This is a genomic window from Rothia terrae (assembly GCF_014705925.2).
Lineage (GTDB): Bacteria > Actinomycetota > Actinomycetes > Actinomycetales > Micrococcaceae > Rothia > Rothia terrae.
On the sequence record NZ_CP061539.1, the window covers coordinates 1,152,359 to 1,166,872 of the forward strand.

General features: G+C 55.6%; 11 protein-coding genes. 7 read left to right on the forward strand and 4 right to left on the reverse strand.

Features of this window, described 5'->3' with window-relative positions; translation table 11 throughout:
• Positions 1 to 65 precede the first annotated feature (65 nt).
• Both IDM49_RS05360 and valS read right to left on the reverse strand, forming a co-directional pair.
• Positions 66 to 1,553 (reverse strand): LssY C-terminal domain-containing protein, encoded by a 1,488-nt coding sequence (locus IDM49_RS05360; RefSeq protein WP_228008204.1) that lies wholly within the window; start codon positions 1,551 to 1,553, stop codon positions 66 to 68.
• A 79-nt stretch (positions 1,554 to 1,632) separates the two neighbouring features.
• Positions 1,633 to 4,266, reverse strand: a complete 2,634-nt coding sequence (gene valS / locus IDM49_RS05365; RefSeq protein ID WP_190725277.1) for a valine--tRNA ligase — start codon at positions 4,264 to 4,266, stop codon at positions 1,633 to 1,635.
• A gap of 202 nt (positions 4,267 to 4,468) precedes the next feature.
• On the opposite strand from valS, the gene IDM49_RS05370 reads away from it, so the two are divergent.
• Positions 4,469 to 5,260 (forward strand): SDR family oxidoreductase, encoded by a 792-nt coding sequence (locus tag IDM49_RS05370; protein WP_190725278.1) that lies wholly within the window; start codon positions 4,469 to 4,471, stop codon positions 5,258 to 5,260.
• Positions 5,261 to 5,992, forward strand: a complete 732-nt coding sequence (locus IDM49_RS05375; protein WP_190725279.1) for a sirohydrochlorin chelatase — start codon at positions 5,261 to 5,263, stop codon at positions 5,990 to 5,992. It begins immediately after the preceding gene.
• A 92-nt stretch (positions 5,993 to 6,084) separates the two neighbouring features.
• On the opposite strand, the gene pdxY is transcribed toward IDM49_RS05375, so the two are convergent.
• Positions 6,085 to 6,936, reverse strand: a complete 852-nt coding sequence (pdxY, locus tag IDM49_RS05380; RefSeq protein WP_168615278.1) for a pyridoxal kinase PdxY — start codon at positions 6,934 to 6,936, stop codon at positions 6,085 to 6,087.
• 310 nt (positions 6,937 to 7,246) lie between these two features.
• Between pdxY and IDM49_RS05385 the strand changes: the two genes are divergently transcribed.
• The 5 genes from IDM49_RS05385 to IDM49_RS05405 are packed head-to-tail and all read left to right on the forward strand — an operon-like array spanning position 7,247 to position 12,932.
• Positions 7,247 to 8,047, forward strand: a complete 801-nt coding sequence (locus tag IDM49_RS05385) for a phosphoadenylyl-sulfate reductase (RefSeq protein ID WP_190725280.1) — start codon at positions 7,247 to 7,249, stop codon at positions 8,045 to 8,047.
• Positions 8,044 to 8,952 carry a sulfate adenylyltransferase subunit CysD gene (cysD, locus tag IDM49_RS05390; RefSeq protein WP_228008205.1) on the forward strand — a complete coding sequence of 303 codons (909 nt, stop codon included), beginning with the start codon at positions 8,044 to 8,046 and terminating at the stop codon, positions 8,950 to 8,952. The genes IDM49_RS05385 and cysD overlap by 4 nt, the downstream gene beginning before the upstream one ends.
• Position 8,953: 1 nt before the next feature.
• Positions 8,954 to 10,228, forward strand: coding sequence for a sulfate adenylyltransferase subunit 1 (locus IDM49_RS05395; protein WP_190725282.1), 1,275 nt, complete (start codon positions 8,954 to 8,956; stop codon positions 10,226 to 10,228).
• A gap of 33 nt (positions 10,229 to 10,261) precedes the next feature.
• Entirely contained in the window at positions 10,262 to 11,173 is a 912-nt protein-coding gene (locus IDM49_RS05400; RefSeq protein WP_168615274.1) for a sulfite exporter TauE/SafE family protein, read from the forward strand.
• Positions 11,174 to 11,204: 31 nt separating this feature from the next.
• Entirely contained in the window at positions 11,205 to 12,932 is a 1,728-nt protein-coding gene (locus IDM49_RS05405) for a nitrite/sulfite reductase (protein WP_190725283.1), read from the forward strand.
• 77 nt (positions 12,933 to 13,009) lie between these two features.
• Here the strand turns inward: IDM49_RS05405 and IDM49_RS05410 are convergent, their stop codons facing one another.
• Positions 13,010 to 14,368 carry an SLC45 family MFS transporter gene (locus IDM49_RS05410; RefSeq protein WP_228008206.1) on the reverse strand — a complete coding sequence of 453 codons (1,359 nt, stop codon included), beginning with the start codon at positions 14,366 to 14,368 and terminating at the stop codon, positions 13,010 to 13,012.
• Positions 14,369 to 14,514: the final 146 nt, after the last annotated feature.

The window sequence follows — 14,514 nt, forward strand, 5'->3', positions numbered from 1 at the left end:
GTAAAAAGCCCACTGATTCCTCGTGAACCAGTGGGCTTTTTGTGTGTTGCGTGATGAGCAAAAAACTATCGTGCTCTACGGCTACCGTACGGGTGAACCAACTTGCGTGCACGGTCTTTCAACCGCTGGATGCGGCGTGATCGCGTGATGTTGTGTGTGTAATTCACGGCACCGTCAGAAGTGTATTCAAGCATTGCGAAAACGTGAGATGCCATGAGTACGTACACGGTAAAGGTACCGGTGTAGTTTAGCGAATCACGCAACCACAGAATCGAGGTGAAGATGAGCGAGACCGTCAAAATCAGCAAGATAATCTTGCGTGAACGCTGCCTGCCGCGCAGAACACCGATTGCCAAAATTATCTGGAATACAGACAGCCCAATCAGCGAGAGAACCAGTGTGCTGTCGAAGACCTCATCGGGCTGGGTTGAATGCTCGATCGCGAACATGAGAGAGTCTAAATCACTCACGTGCGCAAAGAGATGCTCGTTAATCAAGCGGAGCACACCGTTAACAAAGTGCAACAACGCGCCGATAATGATAAAGGCCGATGCGAAAACCGTGCTCAGCGGAATCTGCTCCACAAGCTCCCACGGGCGTCGGTGATGCGAATACTCAGATTCCGGTGAAAGATCCGGGATATCCATTTCTTCGGTAATAACATTATCGAGCTCGAGAATGGGCAAATTACCGTCGGTGATGATGTTATCGCCGCCGCCGTTGCGCGAATGATAGCCTGCCGAGAAGTCCTTAATCACGTGGTGATAGGCTTCTTTGTTGCCGAAGAGAACAGTGTCTACAACATAGTCACGCTCTTTATCGGTTTCAGCATCAATCTTGTGCGTCACCTGCAAGGTAAAAAGTGAAAGACCAACAGCGCGGTCAAACGTTGCCGCGGCCACCCAGTCGACCTCAGCGCCGCCCGGAAGCTTCCACTCAGGTGGCGTCTTCCAAAAACGCACATGGTGACGTTTCGAAGGGCTTCCATCAACCTCCTGCTGGTAAGCGAAATCCTCTTTACGGTTGAACAGGTAGAGAGGCGACACCGGGGCAGTGGGGTAGGGGCGGCGGCGCAAAGTATTGATAATGATGCGCCACGAACTCGCCAGCGTCACCGGCTCAGCCTTCAGCCAACCCGCCTTGCGCATAGCGCGGTGAACGTCAATCGACTCACCGCGAATACCGATATTGACCGGGTCACCGAGCAGACCATCGCCGGTTTGAGTTCTACCGATAAAGTAGGCGGGAACATACAACGCGGTCATGATGCGATGCAAGCGCGGCAGCGTCATGTAGGCTGCGATTGCCCAAATCAGCAAAATCAGGGGCACGGACGTCCAGCTTTTATTAAACGCTGTAGTGAGCGTTACGATAGCCAACCAAATAGACGCCAATCCTGCAAAACCAAAATACGCTTTATCAATCCAACCGTTGAGGGCGGTGCGCCCACCAACACCGGGCAAATGCTTGTGGGTGGTGGTGAGTGGTTCCTTTGTGTCGCCGTGATACTGCGGGTACCCCGGCATCTGGCGTATGTCGAATTTCTCTGACACCGTTCAATCCTTCACAAAGACGCTTGGCGCCCAGGTGTACTGGGCGCCAAGCGATGAGCGTTAAGCTGAGGAAGCGAAATTATTTTGCTTCTTCGGTTTCTACAACCAGTTCAACATCGCTAACAGTCAGCTCGTCAACGTCGCCCTCAACCAAGTTGAGTTCTGCGACGTTACCTGCAGCCTTGAGGTCTGCTTCACCTGCGCGGACGCGGGCGATGGAGCTTGCATCGGCGGTAATGGTAGCAACCTTAACCTCGGTGCGCTGCTTGACCTTAGCCTCAGACTTTGACTTGCGCAGACCACCCAGCGCCAAACCAACGGTGGGCAGAACTTCTGCATCTGCACCGTTAACAACAGCTGAATAACCCTCGGCGGTGGGCCAAGGGGCGCGGTGAACTGAGCCGGCACGCCACCAGCTCCAAACCTCATCGGTTGCGAAAGGCATGAAGGGGGCGAAGAGTCGGAGCATCGCGTCCAAGGTGGTAGCCAAAGCTGCCAGAACAGAAGCCTGCTCTTCTTCACCGCGAGCGCCGTAGGCACGATCCTTAATCAGCTCTACGTAGTCGTCGGTGAATGACCAGAAGAAGGTCTCTGAGATCTGCAGAGCACGTGCGTACTCGTAGTTCTCAAAGGCGCGAGTTGCTTCTTCAACGAGGGTTGCCAGGCGAGCAAGCAATGAGCGGTCAAGCTCATTCGTGACAACCTGAGCCTGCTGCTCAGAAGTAATCACTGAATCCTGGGTTGCGCCGAGATTGAGCACGAACTTGGATGCGTTGAGCAACTTAATAGCCAGGCGGCGGCCGATCTTCATCTGACCTTCGTCGTAGGCGGTATCTGCGCCCAAGCGAGCGGATGCCGCCCAGTAGCGAACAGCGTCCGAGCCGTACTTGTCCAAAACGTCGTTAGGAACAACGACGTTTCCCTTTGACTTGGACATCTTCTTGCGATCGGGGTCAAGAATCCAGCCGGAAAGCGCGGTGTTGTGCCAGGGCACGCTACCCGCGAGGGTCTCAGCGCGTACAGCGGTTGAGAACAGCCAGGTGCGGATGATGTCGTGACCCTGCGGACGCAGGTCCATGGGGAAGGTCTTTGAGTGAAGATCGTCATCGACACCCCAACCGGTCGCAATCTGCGGGGTCAGTGATGAAGTTGCCCAGGTATCAAGGACGTCAGGGTCTGCAATGAAGCCGCCAGCAACGCCGCGCTGATCTTCGGTGTAACCAGCAGGAACCTCGGATGCGGGATCAACAGGCAAGGACGCCGCATCGGGAAGAATCGGGTTCTCGTAATCCGGCTCGCCCTCAGCATCAAGCTTGTACCACACCGGGAACGGCACACCGAAGAAACGTTGACGCGAAATCAGCCAATCACCGTTCAGGCCTTCAACCCAGTTTTCGTAGCGTGAACGCATGAAAGCGGGATGCCAGTTCATCTCACGGCCGCGCTCAATCAGCTTCTCGCGGCGGTCAGCGTCACGTCCACCGTTGCGAATGTACCACTGACGTGAAGCAACGATTTCAAGAGGCTTGTCGCCCTTTTCGTAGAACTTCACGGGGTGCATGATTTTCTTGGGCTCGCCCTCCATCTCACCGGTCTCAACCAGCATCTCAACGACAGCCTTCTGTGCTGAGAAAACGGTTGCGCCAGCCATACGCTCGTAGCGCTCGCGTCCTTCAGCTGAGGTAATCCACTCGGGGGTTTCCTTGGCAAAGCGGCCGTCGCGTCCGATGAGCGCACGGGTATCAAGCTGCAACTCGCGCCACCAGGTGACATCAGTGGTATCGCCGAAGGTACAGACCATTGCGATACCTGCGCCCTTATCGGGCTGAGCCAGCGGGTGAGCCTTAACCTCAACCTCAACACCGAACAGCGGCGAGGTTACCTTGGTGCCAAACAGGGGCTGGTAACGCTCGTCATCGGGGTGAGCAACGAGAGCAACGCAGGCAGGAAGCAACTCGGGACGAGTGGTTTCAATCCAGACCTTCTCACCATCGGGGCGGTGGAATGAGATGCGGTGGTACGCGCCTTCGCGTTCCTTATCCTCAAGTTCAGCCTGAGCAACCGCGGTGCGGAAGGTGATGTCCCACATGGTAGGAGCCTCAGCCATGTAAGCATTGCCAGCTTCAAGATCCTTTAAGAAAGCAAGCTGGGAAACCTTGCGTGAGTGAGCATCGATGGTGCGGTAGGTGCGTGACCAATCCACTGACAGGCCCAAGGTGGTGAACAGCTGCTCAAAGACCTTCTCGTCTTCAGTTGCCAACTCTTCACACAGCTCAATGAAGTTACCGCGTGAAATACGGGGCCAGTCGCGCTGATTCTTGGCGGGCTTTTCGGGCGCCTTGAAGTCAGGATCGTAAGCAATAGCGGGGTCACACAGAACACCGTAGTAGTTCTGGACGCGACGCTCAGTCGGCAAACCGTTGTCATCCCAACCCAGCGGGTAGAAGACATTCTTGCCGGTCATACGCTTGTAACGCGCAATAACGTCGGTCTGGGTGTATGAGAACATGTGACCAACGTGCAAAGAACCCGAAGCCGTCGGGGGAGGCGTATCAATCGAGTACACCTGCTCACGCGTAGTGTTCTCATCGAACGCGTAGGTTTTAGTTTCTTCCCAACGCGAGGTGAGCTTCTGCTCAAGACCCTCAAGCGCGGGACGATCAGGAACATTAATGGTTACGGGCGTGTCTGTGCCCAATGTATTTTCAGCCATGCTCGCCATTGTCTCATGTATTGAAGTCAGACGCTAAGATACCCCTACTTTATACAGCGTGAGATTGTGCAACATTGGAGCACTGCTAGAGCTTCACAAATCAAAATATGAACCTCGCTTCTTAGTTTTAGAAGGCTTACACCCGCGACGCTTCATAGAATAGAGACTGACCAACGATTAGCGGGATACTAGGAGGCACACCATGACCATTCCCACCAACCCCTTCGCATCCGATGCACACACCGGCAAGATTGCCGTTGTATCAGGTGCATCATCGGGAATTGGGCGGGCAACTGTCGAGCAGATGCGCGCTACCGGGTGGACGGTCTACGCAGTCGCACGACGCGAAGGCCGCCTGAATGAACTGGCTGAACAGACCGGCGCTATTGCCATCCCGCTTGATATCACTAACGAGGACGCAGTCAATAAAGTTGCGCAGAACATTGTGGAACAGCACAGCGGTGCAATCTCCACTCTCGTGAATATTTCCGGTGGCGCTCGCGGTGTTGATTCGGTGGGCAGCGGCAAAAGCGAAGACTACCGCTTTATGTTTGAGCTCAACGTGGTGGGTACGCTGAACATGACGCGTGCCTTCTTGCCCGCCCTACGTGCATCCGGGGAAGGAACCGTGCTGACGCTGACCTCAACCGCTGCTGAGGCCGGTTATGAGGGCGGGGCAGGCTACAACGCCGCCAAGTTTGCTGAACGCGGTATGACCGAAGCCCTGCGCCTAGAAGAAGCCGAAAACAACGTGCGCGTCATTGAGATTCGCCCCGGCATGGTGCACACCGAAGAGTTCTCACTCAACCGACTGGGATCAGCGGACGCTGCCGATAAGGTCTACGCTGGGGTCGAAAAGCCCCTGCTGGCGGAAGATGTTGCGCAGACCGTCACGTTCGCGGTCAACGTGCCACACCACATCAACCTTGACCACATCACCCTGCGCCCGGTTGCTCAAGCAGCGCAGTACAAAGTGATTCGCAAAGGACTCTAAATGAAACACGTCATCGCAGTTGCCCACGGCACCGACAGCCCCGACGGACGCGCCACTATCGACGCCATCCGCGAGTCCCTCGCTCAGCAACTTGAGGCTGAAGATGCGGGGGCGTTTCAGGTGCACGAGGCGTACGTTGATGTTCAAGAACCATCGTTGGACGCGGTTGCCGCGAAGTTCAGCGAGGAGGATGAAGTCATCATGGTTCCGCTTTTACTTTCCACCGGTTACCACACTCAAGTGGATATGAAGAAAGCCGCCGATGCGTCCCCGGCACGCGATGTCCGCATCGCCCGTGCACTGGGGCCTTCCGCCCAGCTCGCTAAACTGCAGCGTACCCGCCTAGAAGAAGCTGGCTGGGATGGCTACGGTCAGATTGTTATGGCCGCCGCCGGTTCATCTCGCGCTGACGGGCGTCAGGCAGTGGAGCTGCAGTCCGAAATTTTTAGCACTCTACTCTCTCAGCACGCGCCGCACGGTTTTGTGGCGTCCATCGACCCTAAAATCGCCGATGTTGTTGAGGAACATTCAGCTGAGTTCGTTTCAACCTATCTCATGGGACGCGGCTTCTTCCAAGGCCTGTTGCACAAACTCGATGGAGCGGGGAAGGGTCTGATTGTGGCTGAGCCTCTCGTGATTCCTGGTGATGAGGACTCTGCGTCCGTCGTCGCTTCGGTAGCTAAGGAGCGCGTGCTGGAGGCGGACGCGTCCTACCGGATTTGTAGCCACTGACACGTTGACCCGGCGTTTTCGCTTGAGCTGGCGGTTGGTTGTAGCCGGTTCAAGCCAAAAACGCCGGGTCAAGGCGTGTGTATGGCAGGACGTTACTTGATACGCTGCGCCTCGAACTTCACCTGAGGCGCTACGTACGATTCCTGAGCTTCAATGAGTTGGAGTTCTCGCTGACCTGAATCCAGGGTCTTCTTCAACAGTTCGTAAACGGAGGCGGTAGTCACCTCAAGTGCTTCTTTCAGTGACTTGCCGGATGCGAAGTGCGATGCGAAAAGCGCCTGCGTAACGTCGCCTGAGCCGTTAGCCTTCATAGGCAGACGGTCGGTAGTGATTAGCCACGCTTCATCACCTGAAACAGCGAGCATCTGAATGGAATCCTTGGGGGTGTCCGGGGTTGAGACACTGGTGACCAAAACAGTCTTCGGGCCGATTTCCTGAGCCTTCTTCACCGACTCAAGCACCTCGTCCAAGGTCTTGGGATCAGTGTTAGTCACAAAGCCGAGCTCAAACTGGTTGGGAGTGATGATATCCGCGTGCTGAATGACGCGGTCGCGAATGAGTTCCTGAACTTCGGGAGAGACAAAGCAGCCCGAGGTTGCGTTACCGAGCACCGGGTCGCAGGAGTACAGGACGTTAGGGTTTTTAGCGCGTGCCTTGGCAACCGCGTCCAAAATTGCGTCGCCGATGGATGAGCCACCCTGGTAGCCGGAGATGACGAGGGCGGTGTCGTCGAGGCCGCCGCGCTCTTCGATGCCGGTGACGATTTCGCGTACATCATCGCCTGAAACAAGCGGGCCGCGCCATGCGCCGTAGCCGGTGTGGTTTGAGAATAGAACGGTGTTGACGGGCATAACGTCGTGGCCCAGACGCTGAAGCGGGAATACTGCTGCTGAATTGCCAACGTGACCGTAGGCTACAGCTGATTGAATAGACAAAATACGCATAGGACTCATTGTGTCACGCTTCTTCTCAACTAGCCGCTAGCGTGACGCAATGCGACAAAAGCAACTGACGCGGCTCGCATCCGGCAAACATGACGAAGTGTTAAAAAACACTGGAATCACCGGTGATGACAGCTTATAATCACGCGCACGGGCGCGAGTCTACATATTTACTCTTTACGTAAAATTGCAAAGTTACTTTTTCTGACGAATCTATACGTGACATGACGGGCTGAATAAAAAGTACGTGAAAGACCTAGTGGTAGGTGTTTAGACTGGCAACCAACTGAACACACAGTTGGAAGGACGTCCCATGCCGCAAGCAATACCAACATTTAAGAATTTTGGGATTGGGTCTGATGCGCGCTCACTCAAAGACCCTGAGGTGAGCCCGGAGGGCACCCAACCCCCGCTGGAACTGAGCGATGCTGAAAAATCCCACAATCAGCAGCTGATTGAGCAGTATGCGGATGCTTTGTACGATGCGAGCGCCCAAGAAATCTTGGAGTGGGCTCACGAGCATGTGCAGGGCAAGCTGGCTGTCACCTTGTCCATGGAGAACACCGTTTTAGCTGAATTGGCAGCGGATTATCTGCCGAATGCTGATTTTCTGTTTCTTGATACCGGGTATCACTTTCCTGAGACGTTGACCGTGGCTGAGCAGGTCAAGCAGCGTTACCCGCAGGAACTGATTACGGCTAAGCCGTTGCTGAGCACTGTTGAGCAGGACGCGACCTACGGTAAAGATCTCTTTGCCTCGAACCCGACGGCGTGTTGTCGAATGCGCAAGGTTGAGCCTTTGGCGAGCTTTATGGGTCCGTACGTTGGTTGGATTACCGGTTTGCGTCGCGCTGATTCGCCGTTGCGTGCTAACACTCCGGCGTTGGATATTGACGCGAATGGCCGGTTGAAGATCTCGCCGCTGGTCACCTGGAGCTTAAAAGAGACTCAGCAGTTTATTGAAGACAAAGATTTGATTATTCACCCGCTGACGCTGGCTGGTTACCCTTCGATTGGTTGTGCACCGTGCACCGCCAAGGTGGAAGAAGGGCAGGACCCTCGCAGTGGACGCTGGGCAGGATTTAACAAGACGGAATGCGGTTTGCACACATGAGCACATCAACTTCACTATCACCTCATCTTAAAGATTTAGAGAACGAGTCGATTCATATTCTTCGCGAGGTTGCGGGGCAGTTCGACAAGGTCGGTTTGCTGTTTTCTGGCGGTAAAGACTCTGTTGTTGTCTACGAGTTGGCGCGTCGAGCTTTTGCGCCTGCGCCGGTGCCGTTTGAGCTTTTGCATGTTGATACCGGCCATAATTTTCCTGAGGTTTTAGCTTTCCGCGACAACCTGGTGGAGAAAACCGGTGCGCGTTTGCGCGTGGCTAAGGTACAGGATTGGATTGACCGCGGCGAGTTGCAGGAACGCCCTGACGGTACTCGTAACCCGCTTCAAACTGTGCCTTTGGTTGAGACCATTGAAGAGCAGGGGTACGACGCGGTGCTTGGCGGCGCTCGACGCGATGAGGAGCGTGCGCGCGCTAAGGAACGCATCTTCTCGGTGCGTGACTCTTTCGGCGGCTGGGATCCTCGCCGCCAGCGTCCTGAATTGTGGAACCTCTACAACGGTGGCCATCTACCGGGTGAGAACATTCGTGTGTTCCCGATTTCTAACTGGACTGAGGCTGATATTTGGGAGTACATCGGTGCTCGCGGTATTGAGCTTCCGCCGATTTATTTTGCGCATGACCGCGAGGTGTTTGAGCGCGACGGTATGTGGTTGACGGCTGGCGAGTGGGGTGGCCCGCGCAAGGACGAAACCACCGAAACTAAGCGTGTTCGTTACCGTACGGTGGGTGATATGTCGTGCACCGGTGCTGTGCTGTCAGATGCCGTCACGGTTGAAGACATTATTACCGAAATCTCTACATCTACTTTGACTGAACGCGGTGCTACGCGCGCCGATGACCGCCTGAGCGAATCCGCTATGGAAGACCGCAAGAAGGAAGGGTATTTCTAAAATGACTCTTACACCTGAAAACACTGCTTCGCAGGTACTACAGCAGCGTCAGACCCTTCACCTGTGCACCGCAGGTAGCGTAGATGACGGTAAGTCAACCTTTGTGGGACGCCTGTTGCATGATACTAAGAGCGTGCTCGCTGATCAGCTGTCAGCGGTAGAGCGTACCTCGCGTGAGAAGGGTCTTGAGCATATTGACCTTTCTTTGCTGGTTGATGGTTTGCGTGCTGAGCGTGAGCAGGGCATCACTATTGATGTTGCTTACCGGTACTTCTCAACCGCGCAGCGCACTTTTATCCTGGCTGATACGCCCGGTCACGTGCAGTACACTCGCAATACCGTCACCGGCGTTTCAACTTCTGATGTTGTGGTTTTGCTGGTGGATGCCCGCCACGGTGTGGTGACTCAGACTCGCCGTCACCTGAGCGTTGCAGGTTTGCTCGGTATCAAGCATGTGATTCTGGCTGTCAATAAGATTGACCTGGTTGATTTTTCACAGGAAATCTTTGAGAACATTCGCGATGAATTTACTGCGTTGGCGCATGAGCGCGGCGTTGATGACGTCAACGTTATCCCGATTAGTGCTTTGCTCGGTGACAACGTGGTGGAACCCTCTGAAAACACTCCCTGGTATGACGGCCCGACCGTCTTGCACCTGTTAGAGACCATTGAGACCGCGAACGATACCTCTACCGAGTTCCGTTTTCCGATTCAGTACGTGATTCGTGATCACGGCAAGGATTACCGCGGTTATGCAGGACGCGTGACTGCAGGTAGCGTACGCGTGGGCGACACGGTGGCTACCGGCAACGGTTTGAGCTCTACAGTGACTCGCATCGAGACCACCGACGGTGCTGTAGATAGCGCTGGTGTTGATGACTCCGTGGTGCTGTTGCTTGCTGATGATGTTGACCTTTCACGTGGTGACCTGTTGAGTTCAGCGCAGCGTCCTGAGGATCAGCGTGAGTTCACCGCAACACTGGTGGGTCTGTCTGAGAAGCCACTCAAGTCCGGCGCTAAGGTGAACGTTCGTTATGGAACCTCGCTGGTGCGTGCGCGCATCCGCAGCGTTGAGAGCGTTTTTGATATTGACTCATCAACCTCTGCACCGGCTGAAGAAGTGGCGCTCAACGACATCGCAACGGTGAACATTCAGCTTGCTCAGCCGCTACCCGTTGAGCAGTATTCCGGCCGTGGCCGCGTGGGCTCGTTCCTTGTCATTGACGCTCAAGACGGCAACACCCTAGCAGCAGGATTGGTTGGACGCGCCGCGTAACGCGAGGCGTGGTTCAACGGTTAAGAGGCTGATATGCGCTCTTTGATTCTGATTGCGTTAGGGGGAGCGGTTGCCCAGCTGGTCGATGGCAGTTTGGGTATGGGTTTTGGCGCTACATCAACTACTTTGCTGATGGCGCTGGCAATGATGAACCCCGCATCGGCATCAGCAACGGTGCATGTGGCTGAGCTTGGCACTACTTTGGTTTCTGGTTTGAGCCACTGGAAGTTCAAGAATGTTGACTGGGGTGTGGTGTTACGGCTCGGTATTCCTGGCGCTATCGGTGCTTTTATTGGTGCAACGCTGCTGGCTCATATTTCCTTAGCTTTTGCTAAGCCGGTGACGGCAGGAATTTTGACGCTGATTGGTATCAGCTTGGTGATTCGCTTTGCCCGGGGCAGGGTAGCGGGCAAGCGCGCTGGTATTCCACGCGGTCGTATGCTTTCCGCTCTTGGCCTGTTCGGTGGCTTTGTGGACGCGGCCGGTGGCGGCGGCTGGGGGCCGGTCACGTCATCGACCCTGCTGAGCATCGGCCGTGAAGAGCCACGGCGCATCATTGGCACCGTCAATACCGCCGAATTCTTGGTGACCTTGGCAGCGTCCGCCGGTTTTCTGCTGGCTATGTGGGACGAGCTTCTTCAGCACCTGATGGCTGTGGGCGGTCTTTTGCTGGGCGGAATGGTGGCAGCCCCGATTGCCGCCTGGCTGGTCAGCATCGTCAACCCCACGGTGCTGGGCGGTTTTGTCGGCACGACGCTGGTGCTCACCAACATGGGCTACGTACTGGATGCGATTCCCAACCACGAGCAGTTTGCCCCGCTCGCATACGCCCTCGTGGTGCTCGTAGGCGGTGGCCTAAGCATCCGAGGAATGCTCGCCAACAAAAAGCTCACCCAGCGCCGACGCTACTACAGCGAAAAAATGGCACCCTCAACAACGCACTAAAGAAATAAGATTCACACAAGGTAAGAAACTCATGGCAAAAACACTGACACCTCGAGCTGATGAGGCCACACCTGAAAAGAAGGCACCGCGCTCCGCTAAGCCCAACGGCCAATGGAAGATTGACGGTAAGCAGGCTCTCAACGGCAACGAAGAATGGAAGCTAGATGATGACGGTCTGAACGTTCGCGACCGCATCCTCAACACCTACGCCCGCGAAGGTTTCGACTCCATTGAAGATCACGACCTTCACGGACGCTTTCGCTGGTGGGGTCTGTACACCCAGCGCAAACCCGGCATCGACGGCGGCAAGACAGCAACCCTGTCTAACGAAGAACTTGAAGACAAGTACTTTATGATGCGTGTGCGCATCGACGGCGGCCAGCTGACCACCCAGCAGGCACGCGTCATCGGCGAAATCTCCCGTGATTTTGCCCGCGACACCGCAGATATAACCGACCGTCAGAATATCCAGCTGCACTGGGTTGAGGTAGAGAACGTACCCGAAATCTGGCGTCGACTTGACGAGGTTGGGCTGCAAACCACCGAGGCATGCGGCGACGTACCGCGCGTTATCCTCGGCTCACCCGTTGCAGGCATCGCCAAAGATGAACTCTTTGACCCCACACCCGTCCTCGAAAAAATCAGGGACCAATACATCGGCAGCCACGAATTCTCCAACCTGCCGCGCAAATACAAGACAGCGATCTCGGCGCACCCCTCACAGGACGTCATCCACGAAATCAACGACATCGCTCTGATCGGCGTTGAACACCCCGAACTCGGGCTCGGCTTCGATTTGTGGGTAGGCGGCGGATTGTCCACCAACCCCAAATTCGCAGAACGCCTCGGCGCATTCGTCACTCCCGAACAAGCACCCGAAGTCTGGGCAGGCGTCACCTCAATCTTCCGCGACTACGGCTACCGACGCCTGCGCAACCGCGCTCGCATGAAGTTCCTCCTGGCTGACTGGGGCCCCGAAAAAATCCGCGACGTCCTTGAAACCGAATACCTCGGCTACAAGCTAGCAGATGGCCCCGCCGCACCCGTGCCCGAAGTATCTGGCGATCACATCGGCATTCACGAACAAAAAGACGGCAACTACTACATCGGCGCTGCAACCACCGTCGGACGCTTCTCGGGCACCAAGCTAATCGCGCTCGCTGACCTTCTTGAAGCTAACGGCTCGCATCGTCTGCGCACCACTGTCTACCAGAAGTTCGTGGCACTCGACATTCCCGGTGACAAAGTTCCGGCAGTCGTGCAGGGACTCAATGAGCTGGGTTTGGCACACGCGCCGTCGCTGTTCCGCCGCAATACCATGGCGTGCACCGGCATCGAGTACTGCAAGCTCGCGATCGTTGAAACCAAAGACGTTGCCACCGAGGTCATTGCGGAGCTCGAAAAGCGTTTGACTGATATTGAAGACCAGCTTCCGGCTAAGTTGACTCTGCACATCAACGGTTGCCCGAACTCCTGCGCTCGTATTCAGACCGCTGATATCGGGCTTAAGGGGCAGATTATTACCGTTGATGGTGAACGTATGCCCGGTTACCAGGTTCACCTGGGTGGCCAGCTTGCGGATTACACCAACAAGGGCGAGGGCAATGTAGGACGCACGGTGCGAGGCCTCAAGGTCGCGCAGCACGAGTTGGCTGACTACGTTGAGCGCCTGACTCGCAACTTCGTTGCCCACCGTGAGAGCGCAGATCAGTCCTTCGCATCATGGGTATTGGACGCTGACGAAGACCTGCTACAGTAAATCCCTAGCGGGTATATAACGAAAGCCTCGGGAATCTATCCCGAGGCTTTCGTTTATCGTATGCAGGTAGCCGTGAACTAGCGTCCTTCGTGGACGGTGTACACAGAGACCGCGCCGATGAGCATGAAGACTGCGCCAAAGAGCATCATGTATGAAAGGTTGCCGCCGAACGCGGGTACCAAGAAGAAGCCAGCAACCGAGCCGATAATCTGCGGCAGACACACTGCAATGTTGAACAGGCCCAGGTACGAGCCAACGTTCTTGCCTTTGAGCGAGGACGTCAAAATCGCAAACGGCATGGTGTTGATAGCGAAGTTGCCGAAGCCGTAGAGAACAAAGGCGGCAAGAGCTACCCACTTGTTCTGGGTGGTTGCCACGGCGACGATAGCGACTACGTCGCAGAACAGGCCGAAGGCGTACCAGTGCTTGCGGTGGCCAGCGTCCGAACGCGAGTAGAGAATACCGAAAATGAGAGCTGAGATGCTTAGAACCGCAGTCATGACGGAGTACCAATTGCCGGCGTCCTGGTAACCGGCAGAGGTTGGGTCGGTAGTGCCCCAGATGTTCTTTGCCATGGCTCCGGTGGCGTAGGTCCAGGTGTACATGATGCCGATCCATGAGAAGAACTGTACGACCGATAGTTCCCAGAAGGCGCGAGGAGCGTTCTTGAAGAGCGTGAGTGTGCCGACGTTTTCTGCCTCAGCTTTGGCGCGCAAATCAACGCCGTGGTAGCGGGCGTAGGTTTCGGGATCGTATTCTTTGGTGCGCAGGGCGGTAAAGAGCCCCGATATGACCAGCAGAACCGCTGAGATCATGCATGACCAAATCACTGACTGCGGTACGACGCCTTTCTCGGCTGTGTTGGGAACGCCCAGCTGAGTGAGAACGTAGGGCAACAGCGCCGCCAAGATACCGCCTGCGTACGCGAAGATTTGTTGGCAGGCGAAGGCAAAGTTCTTCTGTTTGTCATTGACGGTATCGCCTAGAACCATGCGGAAGGGCGCCATGGCGATGTTGCTGAAGACGTCCATGAGGCAGACAGCGGTTGCCATGTAGATGAGCGCGGCGAGTGAGCCGTAGCCAAATCCGAAGGAGCCTGAGAATGGGAGCAAGAAGGTGACGATTGCCGCCAGCGGGGTGCCGATCAGCAGGTAGGGCATACGGCGGCCAAAGCGTCCCATCCAGGTTTTGTCTGACATGCGTCCGAGGATTGGCTGCACAACCATGCCCATGAGCGGTGGGAAGACGAAGAAGAAGCCGAGCTGGTTGGGGTCTGCTCCGAGGGGTTGAGCGATGCGGCTCATGTTCGCGCTTTGGAGCGAGAACGCCATGTTGACGCCGAAGAAGCCGAACGTCATGGTGAAAATTGCTTGCTTGGTGAGGTCTGGCAGGCGTGAGCCCGGGGCAGCCTGTGAAGCAGTGGCGTTATCTGACACGATAACGCGCTCCATTTCTGTGTGTAAGAAATAATAACTGTGGTTAGTTTCAGCTTAGGGGCAGAGGTGCGTAAGGCAGGGGATTAGTGAACGTTTGCTGCTTTAAACGTCAATATGACGTGCGGTTTTATTGACCTGTTAGAAGA

Bases quoted from the DNA above. Each gene is read 5' to 3' on its own strand.
- valS (WP_190725277.1), bottom strand. From the start codon at position 4,266: ATGGCTGAAAATACATTGGGCACAGACACGCCCGTAACCATTAATGTT.
- IDM49_RS05370 (WP_190725278.1), top strand. From the start codon at position 4,469: ATGACCATTCCCACCAACCCCTTCGCATCCGATGCACACACCGGCAAG.
- IDM49_RS05375 (WP_190725279.1), top strand. From the start codon at position 5,261: ATGAAACACGTCATCGCAGTTGCCCACGGCACCGACAGCCCCGACGGA.
- pdxY (WP_168615278.1), bottom strand. From the start codon at position 6,936: ATGCGTATTTTGTCTATTCAATCAGCTGTAGCCTACGGTCACGTTGGC.
- IDM49_RS05385 (WP_190725280.1), top strand. From the start codon at position 7,247: ATGCCGCAAGCAATACCAACATTTAAGAATTTTGGGATTGGGTCTGAT.
- cysD (WP_228008205.1), top strand. From the start codon at position 8,044: ATGAGCACATCAACTTCACTATCACCTCATCTTAAAGATTTAGAGAAC.
- IDM49_RS05395 (WP_190725282.1), top strand. From the start codon at position 8,954: ATGACTCTTACACCTGAAAACACTGCTTCGCAGGTACTACAGCAGCGT.
- IDM49_RS05400 (WP_168615274.1), top strand. From the start codon at position 10,262: ATGCGCTCTTTGATTCTGATTGCGTTAGGGGGAGCGGTTGCCCAGCTG.
- IDM49_RS05405 (WP_190725283.1), top strand. From the start codon at position 11,205: ATGGCAAAAACACTGACACCTCGAGCTGATGAGGCCACACCTGAAAAG.